21 protein-coding genes are annotated in these 22295 nt (G+C 57.6%); 10 read left to right on the top strand and 11 right to left on the bottom strand.

Going from position 1 to position 22295, the window contains the following annotated elements:
• Nucleotides 1–35: 35 nt before the first annotated feature.
• Both PHF39_RS10250 and PHF39_RS10245 read left to right on the top strand, forming a co-directional pair.
• Nucleotides 36–3062, top strand: a complete 3027-nt coding sequence (locus PHF39_RS10250) for a response regulator (protein WP_300223627.1) — start codon at nt 36–38, stop codon at nt 3060–3062.
• A gap of 120 nt (nt 3063–3182) precedes the next feature.
• Nucleotides 3183–3335 (top strand): hypothetical protein, encoded by a 153-nt coding sequence (locus tag PHF39_RS10245; RefSeq protein ID WP_300223625.1) that lies wholly within the window; start codon nt 3183–3185, stop codon nt 3333–3335.
• Here PHF39_RS10245 and PHF39_RS10240 read toward each other — a convergent pair.
• Nucleotides 3324–3536, bottom strand: a complete 213-nt coding sequence (locus PHF39_RS10240) for a hypothetical protein (protein ID WP_300223623.1) — start codon at nt 3534–3536, stop codon at nt 3324–3326. The two genes, PHF39_RS10245 and PHF39_RS10240, sit on opposite strands and share 12 nt — an antisense overlap.
• Nucleotides 3537–4350: 814 nt before the next feature.
• Here PHF39_RS10240 and PHF39_RS10235 point away from each other — a divergent pair.
• Together PHF39_RS10235 and PHF39_RS10230 are read left to right on the top strand one after the other, a co-directional pair.
• Nucleotides 4351–6414 carry a PAS domain S-box protein gene (locus tag PHF39_RS10235; RefSeq protein WP_300223621.1) on the top strand — a complete coding sequence of 688 codons (2064 nt, stop codon included), beginning with the start codon at nt 4351–4353 and terminating at the stop codon, nt 6412–6414.
• A gap of 114 nt (nt 6415–6528) precedes the next feature.
• A complete protein-coding gene (locus PHF39_RS10230; RefSeq protein ID WP_300223619.1) occupies nt 6529–6909 on the top strand; it encodes a response regulator in 381 nt (126 codons plus the stop codon).
• Nucleotides 6910–6998: 89 nt separating this feature from the next.
• Here the strand turns inward: PHF39_RS10230 and PHF39_RS10225 are convergent, their stop codons facing one another.
• The 3 genes from PHF39_RS10225 to PHF39_RS10215 form a co-directional block, all read right to left on the bottom strand.
• On the bottom strand, nt 6999–9590 hold the full coding sequence (locus PHF39_RS10225) for a calcium-translocating P-type ATPase, PMCA-type (RefSeq protein WP_300223617.1): 2592 nt from the start codon (nt 9588–9590) through the stop codon (nt 6999–7001).
• A gap of 129 nt (nt 9591–9719) precedes the next feature.
• Nucleotides 9720–10556, bottom strand: coding sequence for an ABC transporter permease (locus PHF39_RS10220; protein ID WP_300223615.1), 837 nt, complete (start codon nt 10554–10556; stop codon nt 9720–9722).
• A gap of 2 nt (nt 10557–10558) precedes the next feature.
• On the bottom strand, nt 10559–11566 hold the full coding sequence (locus PHF39_RS10215; RefSeq protein WP_300223648.1) for an ATP-binding cassette domain-containing protein: 1008 nt from the start codon (nt 11564–11566) through the stop codon (nt 10559–10561).
• Between the two features lie 119 nt (nt 11567–11685).
• Between PHF39_RS10215 and PHF39_RS10210 the strand changes: the two genes are divergently transcribed.
• The gene (locus PHF39_RS10210) at nt 11686–12009 is read left to right on the top strand and encodes a cupin domain-containing protein (RefSeq protein WP_300223613.1); all 324 of its coding nucleotides are present in this window, start codon (nt 11686–11688) and stop codon (nt 12007–12009) included.
• A gap of 617 nt (nt 12010–12626) precedes the next feature.
• On the opposite strand, the gene PHF39_RS10205 is transcribed toward PHF39_RS10210, so the two are convergent.
• Together PHF39_RS10205 and PHF39_RS10200 are read right to left on the bottom strand one after the other, a co-directional pair.
• Nucleotides 12627–13268 (bottom strand): class I SAM-dependent methyltransferase, encoded by a 642-nt coding sequence (locus PHF39_RS10205; protein WP_300223611.1) that lies wholly within the window; start codon nt 13266–13268, stop codon nt 12627–12629.
• Between the two features lie 70 nt (nt 13269–13338).
• Nucleotides 13339–13854 carry a class I SAM-dependent methyltransferase gene (locus PHF39_RS10200; protein WP_300223609.1) on the bottom strand — a complete coding sequence of 172 codons (516 nt, stop codon included), beginning with the start codon at nt 13852–13854 and terminating at the stop codon, nt 13339–13341.
• A gap of 285 nt (nt 13855–14139) precedes the next feature.
• Here PHF39_RS10200 and pth2 point away from each other — a divergent pair, with 285 nt between their 5' ends.
• Both pth2 and truD read left to right on the top strand, forming a co-directional pair.
• On the top strand, nt 14140–14502 hold the full coding sequence (gene pth2 / locus PHF39_RS10195; protein ID WP_015286245.1) for a peptidyl-tRNA hydrolase Pth2: 363 nt from the start codon (nt 14140–14142) through the stop codon (nt 14500–14502).
• The gene (truD, locus tag PHF39_RS10190) at nt 14499–15773 is read left to right on the top strand and encodes a tRNA pseudouridine(13) synthase TruD (protein WP_300223606.1); all 1275 of its coding nucleotides are present in this window, start codon (nt 14499–14501) and stop codon (nt 15771–15773) included. Before pth2 ends, truD begins: the two co-directional genes overlap by 4 nt.
• Here truD and sppA read toward each other — a convergent pair.
• Together sppA and PHF39_RS10180 are read right to left on the bottom strand one after the other, a co-directional pair.
• Nucleotides 15770–16639 (bottom strand): signal peptide peptidase SppA, encoded by an 870-nt coding sequence (gene sppA / locus PHF39_RS10185; RefSeq protein ID WP_300223604.1) that lies wholly within the window; start codon nt 16637–16639, stop codon nt 15770–15772. The genes truD and sppA overlap by 4 nt on opposite strands.
• A 10-nt stretch (nt 16640–16649) precedes the next feature.
• Nucleotides 16650–17336: a dihydrofolate reductase family protein gene (locus PHF39_RS10180; protein ID WP_300223602.1), complete on the bottom strand. Its 687-nt coding sequence runs from the start codon at nt 17334–17336 to the stop codon at nt 16650–16652.
• 139 nt (nt 17337–17475) lie between these two features.
• On the opposite strand from PHF39_RS10180, the gene PHF39_RS10175 reads away from it, so the two are divergent.
• On the top strand, nt 17476–18108 hold the full coding sequence (locus tag PHF39_RS10175) for a CDP-alcohol phosphatidyltransferase family protein (protein WP_300223600.1): 633 nt from the start codon (nt 17476–17478) through the stop codon (nt 18106–18108).
• A 207-nt stretch (nt 18109–18315) separates the two neighbouring features.
• On the opposite strand, the gene PHF39_RS10170 is transcribed toward PHF39_RS10175, so the two are convergent.
• Nucleotides 18316–18444, bottom strand: a complete 129-nt coding sequence (locus PHF39_RS10170; RefSeq protein WP_300223598.1) for a hypothetical protein — start codon at nt 18442–18444, stop codon at nt 18316–18318.
• A 280-nt stretch (nt 18445–18724) separates the two neighbouring features.
• Nucleotides 18725–19603 carry an archaeosortase A gene (gene artA / locus PHF39_RS10165; RefSeq protein ID WP_300223596.1) on the bottom strand — a complete coding sequence of 293 codons (879 nt, stop codon included), beginning with the start codon at nt 19601–19603 and terminating at the stop codon, nt 18725–18727.
• Between the two features lie 168 nt (nt 19604–19771).
• Between artA and PHF39_RS10160 the strand changes: the two genes are divergently transcribed.
• The gene (locus tag PHF39_RS10160) at nt 19772–20086 is read left to right on the top strand and encodes a transcription factor S (RefSeq protein ID WP_300223594.1); all 315 of its coding nucleotides are present in this window, start codon (nt 19772–19774) and stop codon (nt 20084–20086) included.
• A 108-nt stretch (nt 20087–20194) separates the two neighbouring features.
• Here the strand turns inward: PHF39_RS10160 and uvrC are convergent, their stop codons facing one another.
• Complete coding sequence (gene uvrC / locus PHF39_RS10155; protein WP_300223592.1) at nt 20195–21790, bottom strand: excinuclease ABC subunit UvrC; 1596 nt, start codon at nt 21788–21790, stop codon at nt 20195–20197.
• Nucleotides 21791–22007: 217 nt separating this feature from the next.
• Here uvrC and PHF39_RS10150 point away from each other — a divergent pair, with 217 nt between their 5' ends.
• Nucleotides 22008–22262: a tetratricopeptide repeat protein gene (locus PHF39_RS10150; RefSeq protein ID WP_015286255.1), complete on the top strand. Its 255-nt coding sequence runs from the start codon at nt 22008–22010 to the stop codon at nt 22260–22262.
• Nucleotides 22263–22295 lie beyond the last annotated feature (33 nt).

Here is a 22295-nt window from a genome sequence, read left to right as displayed (position 1 = left end):
TGGATGAGACCCAGTCACACGTGTGAGAGATTGTAATGAACGGCTCCCTGTCAGATGGGAACGATAATATCATTGATATTTTCGTTCTGAGTACCAGCACAACCGGTTCACCCCTGCAGGCCCGCGACCTGGAAAACCTGGGTTACCGGGCAACCTTCTTTTCCGACGCCCAACAACTGTTCGAATCGCTGCGGTCAGGAAAACCCAACCTCCTGATCTGCGATTCGGTAACGCTCCGGCAGGAGTCCTACGAGCTCTGCCAGACCTTAAAGGCCGATTACGACCTCTGGGTCGTTCCGGTCCTTATCGTGACCACTGCATCGAACCTATCCGATCTCCTCCACGTCCTTGACTGCAATGCAGACAATTTCATCTCCTCCCCTTTCGATCCTGCCTACTTCGCTTCCCTGGTCCAGGGAATGCTGGTCACTCCTGTTGAGCGCCCCACCCCGGAACAGATCAAGACGCAGTTCAAGATCCAGCATGATGACCAGCAGTTCGTTGTAACAGCAGACCGTCGAAGATTGCTGGAATTCCTCCTTTCCTCGTTCGAGATCGCGGTCAACCGTTCAGGGGATATTATCCGCATAACCGGGGAAAGAGAGAACCTCTCGGCATCGATCGTGGAACTTGAAGAGCGGGTCCGTGACCAGTCCAGGTCCATCGAGGCACTGAACGCGACGCTCCGCCAGAAAGAGCAGGCCATTGGAGCGCTCACGACAGAGGGGGCAGAGAAAGACCAAAGGAACCAGGAGAGCCTTGATGAGATCCGGAGGCTGGAAGCCGAGATCAGTGCCGGGAAATCCCATATCGCTGACGCTGAGGGGGAGATCAACCGGCTTACCAGTGAGGCTGCCGATCTTGCCCGGCGTTATACCGAGGAGACAGGCGACCTGGGCCGGCAGCTCGCAACGATCTCGGAGCACCTTGCTGCAACGAGCGCAGATCTCAAGGCAACAGAGGAATCGCTTGCCCTTGAGACAACAAAGAATACTGACGCAGAGACGCTTCTCTCTGAGACAACAGCGAGAAAAGAGCAGGCCGAGAAGATGGCCCATGAACTCGCTCTTGAGGGTGAGCAGTTGCAAGCCGATCTCCTTTCCGAGAGAGAGCGGGTGCAGAACCTGGTCACCGAGATAGCTGCCCTTACCGATGTGAGCAGGAAGAGCAGTGAGGAGCTGACAGCGAAAATCCAGGAGCAGGAAGAGGCAATCCGGAACCTCGAAGAAAACCTCTCCCTTACGGGAAAAGAACTGGAGGCAGAGAAAGTCCGTACCGCTTCCCTTGATCAGCAGGTGGCAGATCTCAGTACCGGAAAACAGGGGGCAGAAGAGGAACTCAGGGTCAGCAGGGAAGCCTCCAAAACGGAGATCGGTGCACTCAAGGAGAGACTCACCCGGGTTTCTGCAGTGCTGGAGGCACGGGAGCTGGACATTGCCGGGTTAAAAACCGAACTTGACGCGATAACCGGCGCACGCGACACGGCGATGAGCGAGAGCTCAGCACTGAGGCAGGAACTCAGCGCGCTGAAGGAGACATTGTCACAGGCAGGCGAAGCACTCCGGGCTGCAGAAGACCAGGTGGCAGAAGAGGCACGCGAGCGGGACGCAGCCGTGAAAGAGGCGCAGGACCGGTACGAGGCGGTACGGGGAGAGCGGGACGAGCTCAGAAAAGAGCTGGACCGGGTCCTTGCTGACCGGGACGCGGCCCTTGCAACACGATCTGTAGCCGAGAACTCCCTTGAGAAGGCTTCCCTGCGCATCCGGGACCTTGAGGCGGAACTCGGGCAGGCCGGCTCTCTCCAGGCAGAAACTTCCCGCCAGGTGGAATCGCTCAGGGCGGCTCTCGAACAGGCTGAAGCCGGGGCAAAGGAGATGGAGTCAGGACTTGCCACAGCGCGGGCCGACCATGCCGAATCAAAAACAGAGATCGCCTCCCTCATGGATGAACTTGGGAGGGTGAGAACGGAACTGGAATCCAGCCAGCGGGAACGAGACATCCTGGAAGAATCCCAGAAAGGGGAGAGAGAAGAGAGGGAACGGATCGCAGCCGGGCTGGAAACGGCAGCAGCCGAACAAAAATCCCTTGCTTCAGCCCTGGCAAAAGAGGAACAGGACCGTCGCGCGGCCGAATCCGAACGCGAACGCCTCTTTAGGCTGCTTGCATCGGCAGAAGCGACCGGGAAGACCCGGGAGGCGGAGCTCTCCGATCGAATCCAGCACCTGGATGCGGAGCTTGACCTGTCACAGGCAACGGTGCAGGAACTGGAGAATCGGGTCGAAACCTTGTCACGGGAAAAGCAGGCAGCAGAGGACAAGGTGGTCAGCCTCGAAGAGGAGATTGACCATGCCCGGGTGGCACTAGCCGATGAATGGGAAAGCCACATGGATGCACAGGAGCGGCTCGTTGCCAGCGCGGCGAAAAGCTCCTCCCGGTCCGGTTCCCTGCAGGAAGAAGAACTGGAGTCCGAGAAAGCAAAGAAGAGGGAACTGGTTGTAAAAGGGCCCGACCTGCCGGTCAGTATCGGAAAACAACCGCAGTCCCTGAGCCCGGTGAAGATGCCGGGCACGGCCACCCCGCCTGAACCGCAGATCAAAAATGTCGAGGACCTTTTCGAAGACGAGCCGGAAGAAACAAGAGAGGAAGAGGAGCTGCCGAAAGTCACCATCATCCAGGAAGTTGCGGCCGGGGAAGGCGACGAAGACCTGTGCGCTGAAATGCCCTTGTCCGGTGACGATGAAGGAGAAACGGAAGAGGATGATGAGATCCCCGAAGAGGAAACAACAGGTGAGGATGACCTGCCGGATAACGACGATGCAGCACCACGTGTCCCGGACCATAGCGGGAGCATCCCTTTCCCGGGGATAGCGTTCAACCGCGCCCAGTGGCTTGACGTCCTGAAATGGGCCCACCACTCAGGCACACTCTCGCAGGAACAGAGGATGCAGATCGTGAAGATGGGCCGGCTCATCCAGAAAGGCAGGAAACTCACCCGGAAACAGGAAGAACAGGTGCACGAGATGCTCTCGCTCGTCCAGGCACAGGGGTACCGGTTCTCCTGAAACGGTCCTTTTTCTGAGACAACTCCTCCATCACACGTCACCTGAACCACAGGTAACAGGAGAGTATGTTTATGGCATTGGATCACGCATCCTGATCACGTAATTCATCCTGGAGCAGCAATGGCCCCGAATAAGAAACGACCGAAAACCTTTGAAAAGAACAAAAAAGCAGAGAAAACGAATTCGGATTACAAGCTCATCATCGTGCTCGCAGGAGCAGTGATCCTCGCGTTCCTGATCATCTATGTCCTCATCCTGACATCACCGGCCTGAAACGAAAAATAAAAAGAGCCCTCCTCGCTCATCGGGAGGGACAGGAATGCAGGTCCGGACCATGACAAACACACCAGAAAGCGTTTCAAGGGTGCTCTGTCCTACGGTCATTCGTTTCTGTTTGAGCGCATCCATGAGACCTTCGCCGGAGTCCTCGAGATACTTGATCATCTGCCGGGTCCTAAAATCCCCAATTGGCATGCCGATTAACCGGTCCTTTCCATACCCGACAACCTTGCAGAATCTGTCGCTTACTACCAGGATCTTTAATTCGGAGTCGAGTATGATCTGTGCAAGGTGCTCTTTTCAAACATTTCCAGGAGATACTGTGATTCCACCATTTCGCTCACCCGGGGTTGATAACCTTCTCCTTACAGACTTCGTTCATGACCTGCCCGAGGCCGGTATAGATTGCAGAGAGCCCGCAGATGATCCCTTCAATGCCCGAGAAATGATCCGGATCTGGTGTTTTCCATCGCCGGATTCTCTACTGTTTTACCACATTCCCCTGATCTCGTCCATCTCATCCATACCCGTGGAGCGCAGCCAGACGTAGAGGAGACGGGCGCGGTTGGCATCAGACGATGCTGCTCCGATTACGATCGGCATTTCACGCCAGAACCCGGCAGGGCTCCGCATTTTCATATCCGTAGACATCATGGCTGATCAGCTCCTTGTTATCATTCCGTTTTGCTCAACCCTCTGTGGGTAAAGTAGTCGTCAAGCTCCCTCGACAACCGGTCCAGTATCTCCTGCTGTTCCTCAAGGCCATTCCGTAACCTGGCATCCGATGACAACGATCCTGTTGAAAGATCCTGTGTAGTGTTTCCCATCCTGTTACTCCCCTGTTCAGCACCAGTTCAAGTGTTGAGATTCTGCCTTGCGTTTTGGTGCTGCACAGGCATTTGTGCAAAAAATCCCTGATAAACAATCTTATTTGCATGGCAGATGTGCAAGGCAAATTCGAAGGATTTATACGGTAAATCAAAGAACAGAGTAATCAACGGGGAATGCGATGGAGGAATTCCAGGAAGATATCCACAGGATCCGGGAGCTGCTGGCTGCAAACCGGGAGGGGATGAGCATCACGGACATCTCTTCACGGCTGAAGATCAACCGGAACACCGTTGCCAAGTACATGGAGATCCTCCAGATCCAGGGGGCCGCTGACGGGCGCAAGAGGGGAACCTCCAAGGTATTCTTCCTGACCGAACGCATTCCGGCCCTTTCGTTAAAAAAAGTCTGTTCCCGCCCCTATTTTGTCGTTGACATGGACGGGATGATCTGTGATACAAACCATGAGTTCTGCACCCTTGCCGGGATGACTGCAGATCAGCTGATGCGGCAGTCAACAGAGACAGTCCCGATCCGCCTGACCGACGGGACCGCACTCCTGAACCTTATCAAAACCGCCCTGAAGGGTTCAGAGCAGCGGGCCCGGGCGCAGATCCGGCAGGGCGAACGGTTCGTGCCGGTAATCCTTTTCCTGATACCGGTTGTCTTCCAGGACGGAAGGCCCGGCGTTGCTCTTGTGGCTGACCCCGAAAACCTGCCCAGCGGACCCCGGAGGAGAAGCCACCCTGCCGATGACCTCCTGGAACTCCTGGACGATGAGATGGAATATGTTGTCCGGAGGACTGCTGAGGGGATCACGCGGTACGTGAACGAGACTTATTGCCGTGCCGTGGGAAAGACCCAGGAAGAACTGCTCGGCCGCCCCTTCAAGCCTCTGGTCTCCCCGGAGGATGCTGTGCGGATCCAGGAACATCTTGCCCGCCTTACCGTGAAATACCCGGTCGGGACGATCGAATACAAGGCCGTGATGGCAAACGGGGAGCTCCGGTACCAGCGCTGGCAGGACCGGGCGCTCTTCAATGCCCGTGGGGAGCTGGACACCATCAACTCGTTTGGCATTGACATCACCGAACAGGTCATCGCATCGCAGAAGCTGAAAAAAGCCCATGAGACCCTCGAAGAGTCCATCGTCCAGCGGACAGAAGAACTGCGGGACATCAACCGCCAGCTCTATGGGGAGATTGCAGAACGGGAACGGATAGAGGAGCAACTCCTCCTCGCACAGTTCGCGATGGACAAGGCAACCGATATCGTCTTCTGGATCGGACTGGACGGGCGGATCCGGTATGCCAATGATGTAGCGGCAACGGAGCTGCTGTATGAAAAGTCCGGGCTTATTGACAGTTTCTTCGGGGATGTTGTCGGGGGATATTCACGTGAAGAATGGGACTGGCTCTGGAAGGACTTAAAAAAGGGAGGGCAGGTCTCCCGTGAGACGTACCTGGTGAAAAAAGATAGCGCCAGGGTTCCGGCAGACGTGCGGCTTACATATTTCGAGTACCGGGGAAAGGAATTCGTGTACTGTTCATCCCGCAACCTTTCAGAACGGATCCGGATGGACCAGGCGCTTAAAGAGGCAAACAAGAAACTCAATGTCTACTCAAGTATCGCAAGGCACGACATCCAGAACAAGATAACCGTCCTGCTTGCCTACCTTGGCCGGACAAAGAAGGCGGTAACCGATCCACGGCTCCTTGACTATCTCGGTCACCAGGAGCAGGCTGCAAAGGCCATCAGGACCGAGATCAACCTGACGCGGGATTTCAAGGACATGGGTATCGATCCCCCCGAATGGCAGGACGTCTCCACATTGATCTCTGAGGTAGCCGGCAGGTACGCAGTAATCCCCTCCCGGATATCAATAGACCTGCCCCGCGTGGAGATCTACGCAGACAGCAAGCTGGAGCATGTTCTCGACCGGCTCCTCGAACGGTCGCTTGAGAATGAAGACCAAAACCTGGAGATCCGGGTCAGCTACCGGGTCAGCGATGGAAAACTTCTCATCATCTTCGAGAACAACGGGCCCGGGTACCGGCCCGAGGAGAAAGAAGGTATCTTTGAACTAAAAAGCGATGGATCGGGGAACCGCGAACTCTATATCGCACGCGAGATCCTCTCCCTGACAGGCATCACCCTGGCCGAGAACGGCGAGTTCGGGAAGGGAGCCCGGTTTGAGGTGAAAGTCCCGGAAACCTATTACCGTTTTGTTCCCGGCACTGCCTGACCGGCCGGCCCGGACACCACCTTTTCCCCGTATAATCGACCGGCAATAAAAAAACAACGCATAAATACGACTTTTCTGCAACTGATGTACTGTACAATACGTCAGGAACGTGTAATGCCCAGAATCCTGCTTGTCGACGATGATAAGGACATCCTTGATATTATCCGGCTCGATCTCGAGGATGACCCGGCGAACGCGGTGGACACCACCAGCACAGCCACCGAAGCCATCACAAAAGTCACCCGGACACCCTATGACGTGATCATTGCTGACTGGCGCATGCCCGGGATGAACGGCACCGACCTTATCAGGAAACTGAGAAGCGACGGGTGCGCCTCGTTCATCATCCTGTACACCGGTTATTCCCTCAGTTCCGATATCCGGACAACGCTGGACTGCGGGGCTGATCATTACCTCCACCGGGGCGGCGATCCCGACCTGGAATTTGCCGAACTGCACCGGCTGATCAAATCCGTTACCAGAAAAAAGAAGTAGTCATCTTGTTTTTGGGCATTTTCGCCCCTTCCCATCATCCTGAAGAGAATGGGTCAACCGCCCTCCCGGAGAGAGGATGGCCCTTTTTTTCAAGTTTTCACCGTCGTACCCGGCCGGTGCTCAGTCACGTACCGGTAAACGACACGGAGCAGGAACCCGACAACAAGGACTGATGCCGATGCTATGATGATCGTCACCCACTGCATCGCGGAGAGCGGCACGGTCGCAAAGACGCTTCCCCCGAACTGGACCAGGAGGATCTGGAGGAGGAGAACCATTCCCATGATGAGGAAGAACATGGGGTTTCCCTTGAAGAAGGGGGGCATCTTCCCGTCAAGGGCACGGCAGTTGACCCCGTTCCAGATCGCTGCCACGATGAAGGCCGAGAAGAAGACAGTCGTGATCTCTTCCGGCGTTGATCCGCCAAGGAAACCGGTCGCCAGCTGGAGGAGGCCAAAGATGATCAGGAACGCTCCCGTTACAAGGATCGAGAGCCACATAAACGGGGAGATGATTGTTGCATCCTGCGGGACAGGCTCCCGCTCCAGCAACCCGGTATGGGGGGCTTCAGAGCAGAGCGCGAACGCGGCAAGCGTATCCATGATGATATTGATCCAGAGGATCTGGATAATGGTGAAGGGCTCGGGATACCCGAGGAGCGGGGCGATGAAGACAAGCAGGCAGGCGCAGAAGTTGATGGTCAGCTGGAAGAGGAGGAAACGCTGGATGTTCTCGTAGAGCGACCTCCCCCACCAGACTGCCTGCGTGATGGACGCAAACGAGTCGTCAAGCAGGATGATGTCGCTTGCCTCGCGGGCCACCTCGGTCCCTGCAATGCCCATGGCAAAGCCGACGTTTGCATGCTTGAGAGCAGGGGCATCGTTCGTCCCGTCTCCGGTAACGGCAACCACATCGCCAGACTTCTGGAGCGCCTGGACAAGGAGGAGCTTGTCCATGGGTTCGGCCCGGGCCATAATGTCGAGATCCCGGGCAGCAGGGACCTGTTCTTCGGGAGACAGTGCCCGGAAGGCCGGGCCGGTCACAACGGTACCACCTTTGTGAATACCGGACTCCAGTGCAATGGCGCGGGCAGTCTCCGGGTTGTCCCCGGTCACCATCCGGACACGGATCCCCGCCCTCTTGCAGGTTGCAACCGAGTCCGCGATATTGTCGCGGAGCTGGTCGCGGATTCCCACGAACCCGTCCCAGACAAGGTTCGTCTCGCTCTCATCTCCATTGACAATCTCCTTGTGAGCAAAGGCAAGAGTCCGCATTGCACGCTTTGCGAGAGCTATGACCCCGGAGAGGTCCGGGGCCTCCACGCAAAGGCCGGCAAGGATCTCCGGCGCACCCTTGACCAGGAGAAACGGCTTCCCGTCGATCTTGACAACCGTGGACATCCGTTTCCGGTTCCCATCGAAGAGGTACTGCTTTGTCTCGTGCATCTCAGCCCGGATCTGCGCATAGTCAAGGCCGTACTCCTTCAGCCAGCGGAGGAGCGCCCCCTCCGTGGAGTTGCCGATCACGATGGTTTTCTCACCATGGGCATCGAGGTACGCGGTCCCGTTGATGGCCGCGTTGAGTGTTATCCACCCGATGGGGATTTTCGGGAGCGCTTCGGGTTTGACAGGATTGCCGGCAGAGGACTCGGCAACGAGCATCTGGTTCTTTGTCAGCGTGCCGGTCTTGTCGGTGCAGATGGTGGTGGAAGACCCAATCGTTTCGCAGGCAATGAGCCTTCGTACCAGGCAGTTGGCCCGGGTCATCTTCCGCATGGCAAGCGAGAGGGAAAGGGCAACGCTCATCGGCAGGCCTTCGGGAACGGCCGCGACCACGATAACGACCGCGAGCATGAAGTAATGCAGGACATGGTTTGCCGTGTCGAGATTGAAACCGCTCACGTCCCCGGTCAGCACACCCCGGGCAAACAGCGTGACACAGATGAGGATGGCCATCGCGTACCCGAATTTGCTGATCACGCCGGCAAGCGCCTCAAGTTTTATCTCAAGCGGGGTGCGGGTGGCATGATCGATTCCCAGTGATGCCGCGATCACGCCCATCTCGGCCCGGTCACCGACAGCGCCCGAGAGCATCCGGCCTTTACCTGCCGTAACAAAAGTGCCTTTTAAGACCCGCTCCTGTTCGCCTTTTTTTACCGGCTCGCTCTCTCCGGTGAAGGCGGATTCGTCAACAACCAGGCCGTCCGATGCAAGGATCCAGCCGTCGGCAGGGACCGCGTCCCCGGCTTCGAGAAGAATGAGGTCGCCGACAACGATGTCACGGGACGCGACCTGGACGGGATGACCGTCGCGGACCACCTTGATCGCGATCTCGTCCCGGTGGGCGTTTAAGACATCGAACTCCCGGCTGCTCCGGTACTCGTTGAAGAAGGCAATTCCGGTGGAGAGGAGGATCGCGGCGATGATGCCCACGGTATCAAGGAGACCGCTCCCCTGGATGAGCGAAACTATGGTGGAGATGGCAACAGCAAAGAGCAGGATCCGTATGATGGGGTCGTCGAACTTCTCCAGGTACTGCTTCCAGAGCGGGTCACGCACCGGGGGCGTCATCATGTTGGCGCCATACCTTGTGCGCATCGGTTCGACACGGTCGGACGCGAGGCCTTCTGTGCCGGCTATGTCAATGAGTTTTTCGAGGGGAACGAGCGACTCTTCCTTCATGGGCATACACTACAGTTCTGGTCACCAGTATTGGACGAGGGCGGGTAAAATGGTATAGGTCATGTATGTATTCGGGGGATGGAGAGCCTTCACGGCAGTCTCCCGCAGGTACTTCCCCCGCGGAATCCCTCAGGTCACCACCGCGTTCCGGAACCTCCACCAGGCAAGGGCGAACATGATCGCCGTGAAAACGACCAGGCCCGCAAACGAGAGCAGGATGTCCATCTGCGTAAAGGCATAATGGTGCCCGAGGGCATAGAAGTCCGGGCCTATCGCGAAGTACCGTATCCCGTTGATGAGCAGGGTCATCGGGTTGTACGCGGAGATGACCCGGAGGATCTCCGGGAAGTTGTTGATCGGGTACAGGGCATTGCTGGCAAAGAAGATCGGCATCGTGAGGAGCGTCATTATGCCCTGGAGCCCCTCAGGGCTCTCCATGGAGATGGCGATCGCGGCCGAGAGGAAGAGGAAGCCGAGGGCGAACATGGCAACGAACGCGAGGACACCCACGATCCCGATCAGGACATGGACTGGGGTGAACCCGGCAAAGAACGCCGCCCCGATCAGGACGCCAAAGCCCATGATGATTACCGCCTGGATGAAGGACTTGGTTACGCCGGAAAGCGCGATGCCGATGATGATGTGGTTCCGGCTCACCGGGCTTGCCAGGATCTCCCGCATGAGCCCCCAGTTCTTGTCGAACAATATCACGATTCCCGAGAAGAGGCTCGTGAACAGCGTGGTCATCGCGATGATGCCGCAGCCCATGAACGTGAGGTACCCCACAGCTTTCACTCCTTCCGGCACGGGCATGCCCGCCATCATTACATCGAAGTTGCTTGCCATCGCAATGCCGAAGAAGGCAAGCCAGAGCGCAGGCTGGAGGAGCGACGAGACAAGCAGGGTCTTGAACCGGACAAACCGGATCATGTCCCGCCAGTAGATGGTCAGAAAGCCGTCCTGCATGATCAGTGCCTCGCTGCCCGCAGGAACCCGCCCCGCGCCGGCTGTTGTCCCTCGTCGCGGATCTCTTTTCCCGTGTAGAAGACGAAGACATCGTCCATGGTCGGTTTCTTCAGGTTGATGGTACTGATGGCGACACCGTTTTCCCGCAACGTGTCGATGATCCCGGGCAGAACCCGGGTCCCATCCTCGTTCACCATCAGGATAATCCCCTGCTTCTTTTCCGTGATCTCCCGCACGGAAGGGAGGGATTCAAGCAGCCGGCGGGCGGCCGGGTTGTCGCTTGTCTCAAGATAGATCAGGTCCTGCCCGAGCGTGTTCTTCAGCTGCCATGGCGTCCCGGTCACAACAATCCTGCCGTGATCGATAATGCTGATACGGTCCGAGAGCTGGTCGGCCTCGTCCATGTAATGCGTTGTTAAAAAGATGGTCGTCCCTTCGCGGTTCACGCCCCGGATATACTCCCACATCCGCATCCGTGTCTGCGGGTCAAGCCCGATGGTCGGTTCGTCCAGGAAGAGGACGAGGGGACGGGTCATCAGCCCGCGGGCAATCTCGAGCCGGCGTTTCATCCCGCCGGAGAGTTTCTTTGTCAGTTCGTTCCGTTTTGCATCGAGCTGGACCAGCTGTAACAGTTCTTCGATCCGTTCCCGGCGCTCCGCAAGCGGCATGCGATAGAGCCTTCCGTGGAACTCCAGGATCTCCCAGACGGTCATATCACGGTCGAGGGTAATATCCTGGAATACGATTCCGATGGATTCGCGGATCTTCTGCGGGTCGGTTTTCACGTCGTGCCCGGCTATCGCGGCCCTCCCTTTCTGGAGGTTGAGGAGGGTGATCAGGACATTGATGGCCGTACTCTTCCCGGCGCCGTTCGGGCCCAGGAACGAAAAAATTTCGCCCTTTTTGACAGAGAAACTGATCCCGTCCACTGCTTTGAAGTCCCCGTAGATATGTTCGAGGCCCTCTACGAGGATGATCGGGGCATCTCCCGCGGGCACCGGTCCTGCCATGCAGGAATATTCCGGGTGGATCTCAATAAACCCAGTGATCGTGCCCAGCTCCGCCCCCATGCCGGAACAGTTACGGTATCATTATTGATGTAGTTGGCCAATACCCGGGTGATTGTCCCATGTTTTCTCATCATACAAAAACCGGCTACCGCGAATCACTTCCCGGAATCACGCAGAAGTCCCTCGTCTTTGGAACAAATACCCTGATGGCTGAATTCCGTCTCGAAAAAGGTTCCACCCTCCCACGGCATTCCCACCCGCACGAGCAGACCGGATATCTCGTATCGGGGCACATGACCCTCCGGATCCATGACGAGGAATCGGACATCCGTCCGGGGGACAGCTGGAATATTCCGGGAAACGTTGAGCACTCGGCCGTGATCCATGAAGATTCAATGGCAATCGAGGTCTTCTGCCCGGTGCGGGAAGATTACCTGGAGTAAAAACCTGTTTTTCTCTGAAGAATACGAGTTCTCTGCTGCTATTGCCCCCCCTTGCGCCTCCGACTGGTTTGAACAACCAGAAGGATGAGAAGAACGCGGATGCGTTCTTCGAAGAATCCTGATGGATTCTTCTCATTTCTCGGGTTTGATAACCCTCGAAACTTCGAAATCCGACTGGTTTGAAAAACCAGGAGGATGAGAAGAACGCGGATGCGTTCTTCGAAGCCCAGACTCGAAGAACCTTGCAGGTTCTTCTCGTGTCTCGGGTCTGAAGAGGTTCGACAAGAGGGATTTTTCAAAATCCCTCTGCTTCATTCCTTCGGAATGAAGCTCCCCCAAGGGGGTGCTAAGGGTCTTACGACCCGAAGCAGGAGAAGAACACCTTGTGTTCTTCGACTAGGGGGCGCAGGCGATGCCTCCATATTACCCATAAGAGAATTTCACAATGACTCAAACAGGTAATTGGTGAACATCGCCATGCGCCCCGTCCCCCCATTGGGGGAAGACTGCCGTTCCATCAGGAAGGGCAGTCTGGAGAAGAGCCATCAGGCTCTTTGACTCTGGTGGCGCAAGAGGGGGATTCATATTAAAAAACAAGGAATTCTCCAAAACCCGGTTTACACCGTCATCTCCTTTCTCCCGGTCATCAGGAACACGGTAAATGGCCGGATCTCCCCGGACGGGGACTCCTTCTGCACTATGGCGGCTGTCCGGTTGCGGACGCAGGTGAGACCCGCTGCTTCGAATTGGTTCTTCATGATGTACCGGTCAAATCCGTTATGGAACACGCCCTCCGGCGTGTCGTGGAATTTCCCGTTGTCGTTGTCAAGGTCGGCGATGGCAAGTGTGCCGGCAGGTTTCAGCAGCGTGGAGAGGATCGCAAGCACCGGCTGAACGTCCCGTATGTGGTGGAAGGTCATGCTGCTCACGATGAGGTCGTACTTCCCGTCAGGGATCTTCCCGTTCTCCACATCGATGCATTGGGCCGTGACATTGGTGAGCCCCTGCTCACGGATCTTCTCTTCCAGGACCGCAAGCATCCCTTTCGAGCTGTCGATCCCCGTAATGCTCCTGGCCAGCGGCTGAAAGCGGAGGGTAAGGAGCCCGGTACCGCACCCGAAATCCAGTACGTCCATCTCCGGGATTATCTTCACGGTGTTGCAGATTGCCCGTGCAACATCAGCTGCCAGCTTCGCCCTCCGGGGTATGTCGTCCCAGGCAGCAGCCCGGTTGTCAAAAATGGTTGTTTCCTCGTTCACAGGATTGTCACCGGCCATCGGTCTTCACCGGATGTATGAGGGGCTGAGGGAAAAATCCTCGCACATCACCTTATGCGTCTTTTTTTGCGATGATCGTGATATGCCCTTCACCAACAGTAGTATCCTCAATCCGGAATCCTGTACGCGTCAGCTCCCTTTCAAGAAATGCGGGAGTGATCCGCAGTTTCCGGTACTCCCCGGCTGACCGCTCCCATGACCCGGACACCCGCGAATACAGGATATCCGTCACGCCAACACTCTCTTCATCATACTCAAGCCTGCACAAAAAGATCCGGTCTGCATCCCTCTGCACCGGAATGACGATAACGCTCCCTTCCTCCTCACGCGAATAGTCCCGCAGTGCAAGGATGAGCCTCCCGCCCGGCACGAGTTCCGTATAACACTGCCGGAGCAGGTCCCGTACAGAACCGGCACCCGGCAGGTGCGCCAGCGTGTCGCCCATACAGACGATGAGTTCCGGGTCCCTGCCGGCCCAGAGCGGGAAATCAAGGATATCCCCTTCAACAGTGGCGATACCCGGGGCACGGTGCACCAGCTCCCGGAGGAGCGGCCGGCAGAAATCCACGGCCGTAACCCGGAATCCCGCTTCCACAAGAGGAATTGCCGCAAAACCGCAAAACCGCCCCAAGGTCTATGGTGGTACCGGTAGAGCGGGGGACAATGCCCGCCTGAACGAAAAACCTGCGGTTCCGTTCCAGGTTACTGTCGAAACCCCCGGCCATCCAGGCATACTGCCCGGCCAGGAAACGGTCGTAGTGCTCTTTCACGGAAAGGGCGGAGGAGTTCATTGTTATCGATCGTTTGCCTTCCTGCTATACTTATTTGACGTGCAAAAACCAAGTATACGCCAATGGTTAAAGAGCCCGAATTCCGGTACAAGCAGTGCCTGATCATCAGGAACGATGTCAAGATGAGCTGCGGCAAACGGTGTGCCCAGGCCGGCCATGCCGCCATCGGGGCGTACAATGCCGCGGACAAGGCGCTCCAGAAAGCCTGGCTCTCCGAGGGGCAGAAGAAGGTCGTGCTGAAAGCAAACGATGAGCGGACCCTGTACGAGCTGAAGGTGCTTGCCGAGCGGAATGGCATCTCGACATCCCTGATCCAGGACGCCGGCATGACCGAGATCCCGCCGGGCACGATCACGGCGCTCGGCCTTGGCCCGGCAAAGAGCGAGGACCTTGACCGGATCACCGGAACGCTCACCCTGTTATGAGAGAGAGCACCTTCCCCCTCGAACGCGAACTCGGCATGCGCTGGTATGCCAGCGATGGCGACGGGATCGGCGGCAGGCTCCGCTCCAGTCCCTCGGACTTTATTGTGGAGGAGATCCCGATCGAGGGAAAGGGCGGCACTACAGGCCCGTACCTCATCTGCCGGCTGACCAAGACCAACTGGGAGCTCCAGCATGCGGTAAAGGAGATCGCAAAACGGCTCGGGATCAGCCACCGCCGGATCGGCTGGGCCGGCACCAAGGACCGGAACGCGATAACAACACAATGGATCTCGATCTATGATGTGACCGCCGAGCAGGTCCGGGGCGTGCAGCTGAAAGACATTGTATTAGAGCCCCTGCGGAACGCCAACGAGGCCCTCGCCCTCAGCCAGCTGGAAGGGAACCGGTTTGCGCTGGTGATCCGGGACACCAATCCGGACGACCTTGCCGGGCGGGTGGAAGAGATAACCGGGACTGTCCGCGAAGGTGTCCCCAATTACTTCGGCCTCCAGCGGTTCGGGGCGATCCGCCCGGTCACCCACACCGTAGGCGAATGGATCCTACGGGATAACTATGAACAAGCGGTCCTTACCTACATCGGCCTCCCGTTCCCTTCGGAGAACGAAAGCGTCCGGGCCGTCCGCACCGCATTCCTCGAAAACCGCGACCCGGCTCCGGCGCTCCGCGACCTTCCCGTCCAGATGAACTACGAACGGGCTATGCTCCAGCACCTCCACAACACCCCGGGCGATTACGCCGGCGCCCTCCGCGAGCTCCCGCCCAAGCTCCTCTCCATGTTCGTCTCGGCATTCCAGTCGTATCTCTTCAACTGCGCCCTGAGCCGTAGGTTCGATGAGGGGGTCGGACTCTCGGAACCGGTGCCGGGCGACCATCTGGTCTTTGCCAATGGCCGGACCGACATGGTGACAAACGCAAACGCCGCTGCCGCCGCCCTCCATATCCGGCGCGGCCGGTGCAGCATCGCACTCTTCATGCCCGGTCGCGGGAATGAGAGCAGCCCTGTTCTCAGAGAACCGGTCATGGATTCGCTCCTTGCAGAGAAGGGGATTACCGCGGATGACTTTGCCCGGGCATCGCGCTTTGTCGGCACGAAGTTCGAAGGGGCGTTCCGCCCGATCTCGCTCAAAACAGAGATTGAGTATTCCACCGGGGAAACGGACGTGAGCCTGAAGTTCACGCTCCCGCCCGGCCATTACGCGACAACGGTCTGCCGCGAGTACATGAAAGCAGATCCCGTGCGGATGGTCTAACGCCGGGACGCGGCAAGCCGCTTTGCGCCATCGATGGCGTCGTTGAGGTTGCCGAGCTCGTCCACGATGTTCATCCTGACGGCTTCGGCGCCCCGGATGACCCGCCCGTCCTCAATATCGGCACGGTTGATCGCCCGCTGGGTCGTGACATCGCTGATGAACGTCTCGAAACTGTCCTCGACAACCTTCCTTGCATAGGCCTGCTCGTCTTCGGTCAGGGACCGGGCCGTTGAGCCCATGTCTTTCTTGCTGCCGGACTTGTACACGCTCAGGTTGTACCCCTCGTTCTCCATCCAGGAACTGACATCGGAGAACTCCCAGATAACGCCAACGCCTGCCGTGAAGGTGTCAGGATTGGCATAGATCCGGTCGGCATGAGCGCTGATGTAGTAAGCAGCGGACGTTGCAATGTCGCCCATGGAAACAACCACCGGTTTCCTGCTCTTCGCGTAGTCAAGGTCGCGGATGATCTCCTGCGCCGACGACGGGGTTCCGCCCGGGCTGTTCACCCTGAGCACGATGGCCTCGACCAGGGGATCGTCCGCCGCCTCGCGGAGCTGCGAACCGATTGCCTCGCTCCCGGCAATATCCCCGTCGGATACTGCGCCGGTCGCAAGCGTGCCCTCGATACGGATGACAGTCACCCCGCGGGTGTCCGTGTCCATCAGGACATAGGCTGCAACAAGAACCGCGAGCACGAGAAGGATACCGGCAATGAGGACCACAAGCCACATGAGGCTGCCCCGGCGTTTCCGCGGGGCAGGGGCGGGTGCCGCCTTGTGCTCCGGCATGCCCGGTACGGGTGGGGCCGCGGGGACAGGCTGCGTTTCGGGTGCCAGGGATCCATCGATGGTACTTTCGTCCATGATCCCTCCGTTATTCACGGCCGTAGAGCACATCGAATTCCGAGACGAGGTTGGTGCCGCAGAGATAGTAGTTCTTCAGGGTGAGCCGGATCATCTCGTTCTCGTCGTTGATGTGCATGCCGCCGACAAGCGACGGGGTGTCGGACCCTCCCACGATGAAGGGGAGGTGGATGAGCCGGATCTCGTCCACGAGCCGGTCGTGGAGCATGTGCCAGTTCAGGGTCGGCCCGCCTTCGATCATGAGTTTTTTCACGCCGAACTTCTCGCGCAGGATCTTCATCAGCAGCGGGAGTTCGACATGCATTTTGCCGGCCACGACAACGTTGACACCCTTCTTTTTGATCGCGTCCACGCGGTCCTGAGGCGCTGCTTCCGCAACCGCGATAACAGTAGGAGCATCGGGGCCCAGCACGTTTGCATCAAGGGGGATGTCGACCATGCTGCAGGGGATGACCCGGAGCGGGCTCTTCCCCGGAACGTACCGTACGGTAAGGAACGAGTTGTCGATCCGGATAGTATTGGCCCCGACCATGATCGCGTCGTATTCTGCCCGTGTCGTGTGGAGCAGGATCTCGGTCTCGTGGGACATGTATTTCATCAGGATCTTGGAGGATGCCCCTTTCTTGAGCGTGAGTTTGCCGTCGGCTGTAATCTCTGACATCATCAGGACGTGCGGACGGTCGGTAGGATCGGTCATAACTTTCCTCTTTTCTCCGGAATTATTGGGCGGCCACTATAAATAACGTGGCGATAGCGGCCATCGGTACCTGCGTGGGGACAAGAGGAAGGCCCCGCATAAGCAACTTTTAATGGTTCCTCCTCCCATGATTTCCGGTATGAATATTACTGCACTCCGGCCCCGTTTCATCGGGTATCTGGAGCCGGTCGCAGATCTCTTTGTGCGGCTGAAAATCACGCCCAACCAGATATCGCTCCTCTCGCTTGCCACCGGCATTCTCTGTGCATACCTCTTCTTCCAGCGCGAGTTCCTGCTGGGGGCTCTCGCTCTCTTCATCTCGGCAGTCTTCGACCTCATCGATGGCAGTGTTGCCCGGAAGACCGGCGCCCATACGAACTTTGGCGCCGTTTTCGACTGGATTGTCGACAAGTACGTAGACGCGCTCGCCCTGCTTGGCATCGGGCTCTCCGGGATCGCCATTGTCAGCCAGTTCGTCGCGGTTTCCCCTGTTGCCGACTTCGGGGTTGTAACGCTTGCAATCATCGGGTCGCTGATGAACACGTTCATCAAGCCGGTAGTGTACGCGGAGATCGGGTACAAGGAAAAAGTCGAGGGCAAGATCGACGACCCCCTCGAAGGCGTCGGGTTCTTCGGCCGGCCCGAGACATTCCTGGTCCTGATCATCGGGGGCATCACCGGGTTCATATGGGCTGCGGTCATCATCATCGCGGTCTGCACGAACCTCTCGGCCCTGCAGCGGATCACGTACCTCTACAAAACGCTCTCCTGATTACGGTGACACGAAAGGACCGCCTGGCCTGTCATTCTCCGGAATGCCGGGGCGAATACCCATACCAGAGTGAAAGGCTCGTCAGGCTATATGGAAAACCTGTACAGGATAGTGTTGGATAAGGATGGAACCACGGGCGCTCGGGGTCTACCGACCCTCGCCCCGTGGAGCTTGGCGGCATAAGAGCCTCAAAAATGAATACGGGGGTCAAGGGGGCTTGCCCCCTTGGGCTGTCTTCGCAGTCATTGGACTGCGAGACGAGAAGATGTGCGGCATCTTCTCGCCCTCGAAGAATCCTTCGGGTTCTTCTCCTTCCTCATGGCCCTGATGGACCATTCGGACTCCCCCTCTGGGGACCGACCGCAGGGAGGTTGTAGAATGCCACAGGTCGCCAGATCTGCGGCAGGAGAAGGTCGGTGACCTTCTCCTGAACGCATCGGCGTTCTTCGAGGAGAGAGGGGGTCACACTCGTAATTCCACTGAGTGCGGCATGAGAAGCGTTTCTATAGAGCAGCTCGTCACAATTTTCTTCTAAAAACAGGATGAGTCACTTCATGAACCGACCGCCGCGTTCCGGTGTGCGGGCCCGGAAATCTCGGGAGAATTACGGGAGCGTTTATCTGCCCTTGCAGAACGCTTTCCGGAATTCCCCGGTGTACATCTGGTAAAGGTCATCGGCGAATTTCCCCAGGCTGGGAATGAGGGTGAAAAGCGAGTAGGCGATCATCACCAGGATGACAAGAGCAAGAAGCTCGGCGATCACGTTGTGAGCCCAGAAGAAACTCTCGTATCCCATCTCGCCGTTGCTTGCCACCTCGGGCCAGTACGGGAACCACTGGTCCGTATAGGCCATGATTACGAAGGCGTTGCGCAGCAGGTTGAGGATATAGATTGTCGGGGCAACGATGAGGAACGCGAATAACTTCTGCCGGAGCGTTGTCGGGACTGCCGCTGCGACCCCGAGCAGGATCGCGATGCTCTGGATGCCGGTGCAGCCAAGGATGATCTGGACGCTGTACCCGTTCCTTGTGATGGTGTCCCGCAGAAGCCCGGCGCATGCTGACGGGTCCAGTGCCCGTTCGGTCACCGGGTCCATGCAGGTGAGCGAGACCGTGAAGTTGAGGAGATCGAGGATCCAGAGCACCTGCGAGACAACAAGGGAGATGAGCTGGTCCCCGAGCCAGGCAAAGAGCGGCACCTGGGTGAACCCGAACGGCGCATAGATGAGAAACGCCACTGCTGCCGCCCGGGAAAGGTGCATTGCCCGCTCATCGTTGTTCAGGAGATACTTGACCGTGATCGCGAGAAACGGCACCGACATAGCCGCAACCAGCGGGTACATGAAATTGTTCTCCCGGAAATACTCGGGAAGCGACGCGAACAGCGTCAGGACAATGAAGACCCATCCGATGATGGCAGCATACCTGCGGTGGCGACCGGGTATCAGGAATGCCAGAAAACCGGCACAGGAAAGCAGGACCAGATACTCGATCATTATAGAATTATCCACGCAGAACCAAAAAAAGGATTCTCATCAGGCATACCCCTGACGTACGGAATGGTCCGCTCTCCCTTCCCTTCCCGTTCCTTCCTGCCGGCCCGTTGACAGGGGGTGCAGGTAGTACCCGAGAGTTAATCTGGTATCATCACGCATAGTATACCGATGTTTTGTCCTGAATGCAAGTCTCTTATGATATCTTCCGGTGGCCAGCTCAAGTGCCGCAAGTGCGGTTATATCCGGAAGATCGAGTCCACCGACAATATGACAAAGAAGCGGGAACGCGTGGAAAAGGAGATCATGATCGTGGACGACGAGGGGGAAAAGATAAGAACACTCCCCACGACCCAGATCAAGTGTCCCAAGTGCGGCAACAACCTCGCGTTCTGGTGGCTCCGCCAGCTCCGGGCTGCCGATGAGAGCGAGGTGCGGTTCTTCAAGTGCACCGAATGCGATCACACCTGGCGCCAGTACGACTGAGGCCGGGTTATACACCCATACTTTTCCCTTCCAGATCCTGTCTGCCGGCGAATCCCTGATCAGGAACGTACTGCAGGATCGTGCCGAACTGGCCTCATTCCCTTCCGGTCAGGAGCTTTTCTTCTTCCGTTTGTTGCCCGATGAGGTTGTGCTGCCGATCGCCGTCTTCTTTCGCAACAGCCGGTTATACGTAATCGCAAACCGGTGTGCCTCGTCGCGGATCTCCTGGAGGTAATGCAGTGCCATACCCTTCGGATCGAGCTTCCGGGGCAGTACCTCACCGGGGATATACACGTCCTCCTCCTGCTTGGCAAGGGCGATGACCGGGATGGTGAGGTCAAGGTCACGGAGCGATTCCCCGGCCGCGGAGAGCTGCCCTTTCCCGCCGTCGATGATGATCAGGTCGGGGAGCTCCCGGTCCTCGCGGATCAGCCGGTCGTACCGCCGCTTCACGATCTCGGCGATGGAGGCAAAGTCGTCAATGCCTTCCACGGTTTTTACCTGGAACCGCCGGTAGTTCTTCTTGTCAGGAACACCGTTCCTGAACTGCACCATCGACCCGACCATCGCGGTGCCGGAGAGATGGGAGATATCAAAGCACTCGATAACCTCAGGCGAGTCGGCAAGACCGAGGCTTGCCTGCAGGTCCTTTGTCTTCATCTCGTTTTTCAAAAACGCGTACTCGAGGTTCTTCTGGACAAGGTCGAGCAGTTTTTTCTTCTCGCCGATCTTCGGCACCGTGAGATGGACTGCCTTCCCCTTGCGCTCCGAGAGGTACCCGGCCAGCGCCTCATCAAGCTCGACGGACACAATGAGTTCGGAGGGGGGGACACGGTCTGAATAATACTGGACCAGGAACTCCTCGAAGAAGTCCTCGCGGTTGTCAAACGAGTACTCCTGCTTTCCCATGAGCAGGCCCTTTTCCACCGAGAAGACCATGAGATAGACCGTATCATCGGAGATCGTATACCCGATCACGTCCTGGTCCGTCTCCTTCGGCCGCTCGACATGCTGGCGCTCGGAGAGCCGGGTGACGGCACCGATCTGGTTCCGCACAGAAAGCGCCTTCTCGTACTCCTCCCGTGCGGAATATTCCGCCATTTCCTCGCGGAGCGTATGGAGGAGCTCCGTGCTTTTTCCTTTCAGGAGTTCTGCGGCCCGGTCAACCTGCCGCTGGTACTCCTCCTGCGTGATGGCGCCAACGCAGGGTGCGCTGCAGGTATTCAGGTGGTGCCGGAGGCACGCACGCTTCGGGAGCCTGCGGCAGGACCGGATCAAAAAGATCTTCCGGACAATGCGGACCAGTTCATCGCGCTCGGCAGCCGAGACGAACGGGCCGAAATACACCGATTCGCCGGCCCCGGTACGGCGGGCAATCCCGATCCGCGGGAACGGTTCGCGGGTCAGCTCGATATACGCGTACCGCTTGGCATCCTTGAGATCGATGTTGTACTTCGGCTGGTGCTTCTTGATCAGGTTGTTTTCTAAGAGAAACGCCTCGGTCTCGGTGTTGGTAACCACGACGCTGATGCGGGCAATGGAGGCAACAAGGCTCTGCGTCTTCCGGTCATGATCCTTCTTCTGGAAGTAACTGCTCACCCGCTTTTTTAAGTTCTTGGCCTTTCCGACATAGATGATCGTCCCGCCTTTGTCAAAGAACTGGTAACAGCCGGGGGCGGGAGGAAGGGTCGCGGTATCAAACATGTGTTGTACTAGCGTCTCTCTTTTGGACTATTAAGGTCTGGGGATGGGGAAGAGACACGGAAAGGATGTACGGCGGGGATTCTGCATGACGCTCATGCTGCCGTCACTGCACCGGGATCTGCAGTGCAGTCCTGCTGCGCAAATCCCTAAATAGCCGGCTGGTGATGATGTTCTCTTTGTCCAGGGTTCCACACGGGAACAACGGGGGAGAGGACATATGGAATGGATCTATGCAAAGGGAATACCCATCGAGGCCCAGTACCTGTACCGGAAGGCACTGGACTATTCGCAGCGCGGCAGGGATGACGAGGCGCTGAAATATCTCCGGCAGTCGGTGATCATAGCGCCCGGGTACGCAAAGGCGTTCTTCGAGATGGGGAACTGCTGCGCCCGGCTCGGCCGGTTTGATGAGGCGCGGGAAAAATATGAACGGGCAACCCATATCGATCCCCGGGTGCCGGCCCATGCCTGATCGTCCCGCCCGCTCTAGAGCAGCAGGGGACTA

The sequence above is a fragment of the Methanoregula sp. genome, assembly GCF_028712425.1.
Taxonomy (GTDB): domain Archaea; phylum Halobacteriota; class Methanomicrobia; order Methanomicrobiales; family Methanospirillaceae; genus Methanoregula.
Note: the sequence above shows the minus strand (reverse complement) of the source record. Positions and strands in the feature narration are given on the sequence as shown.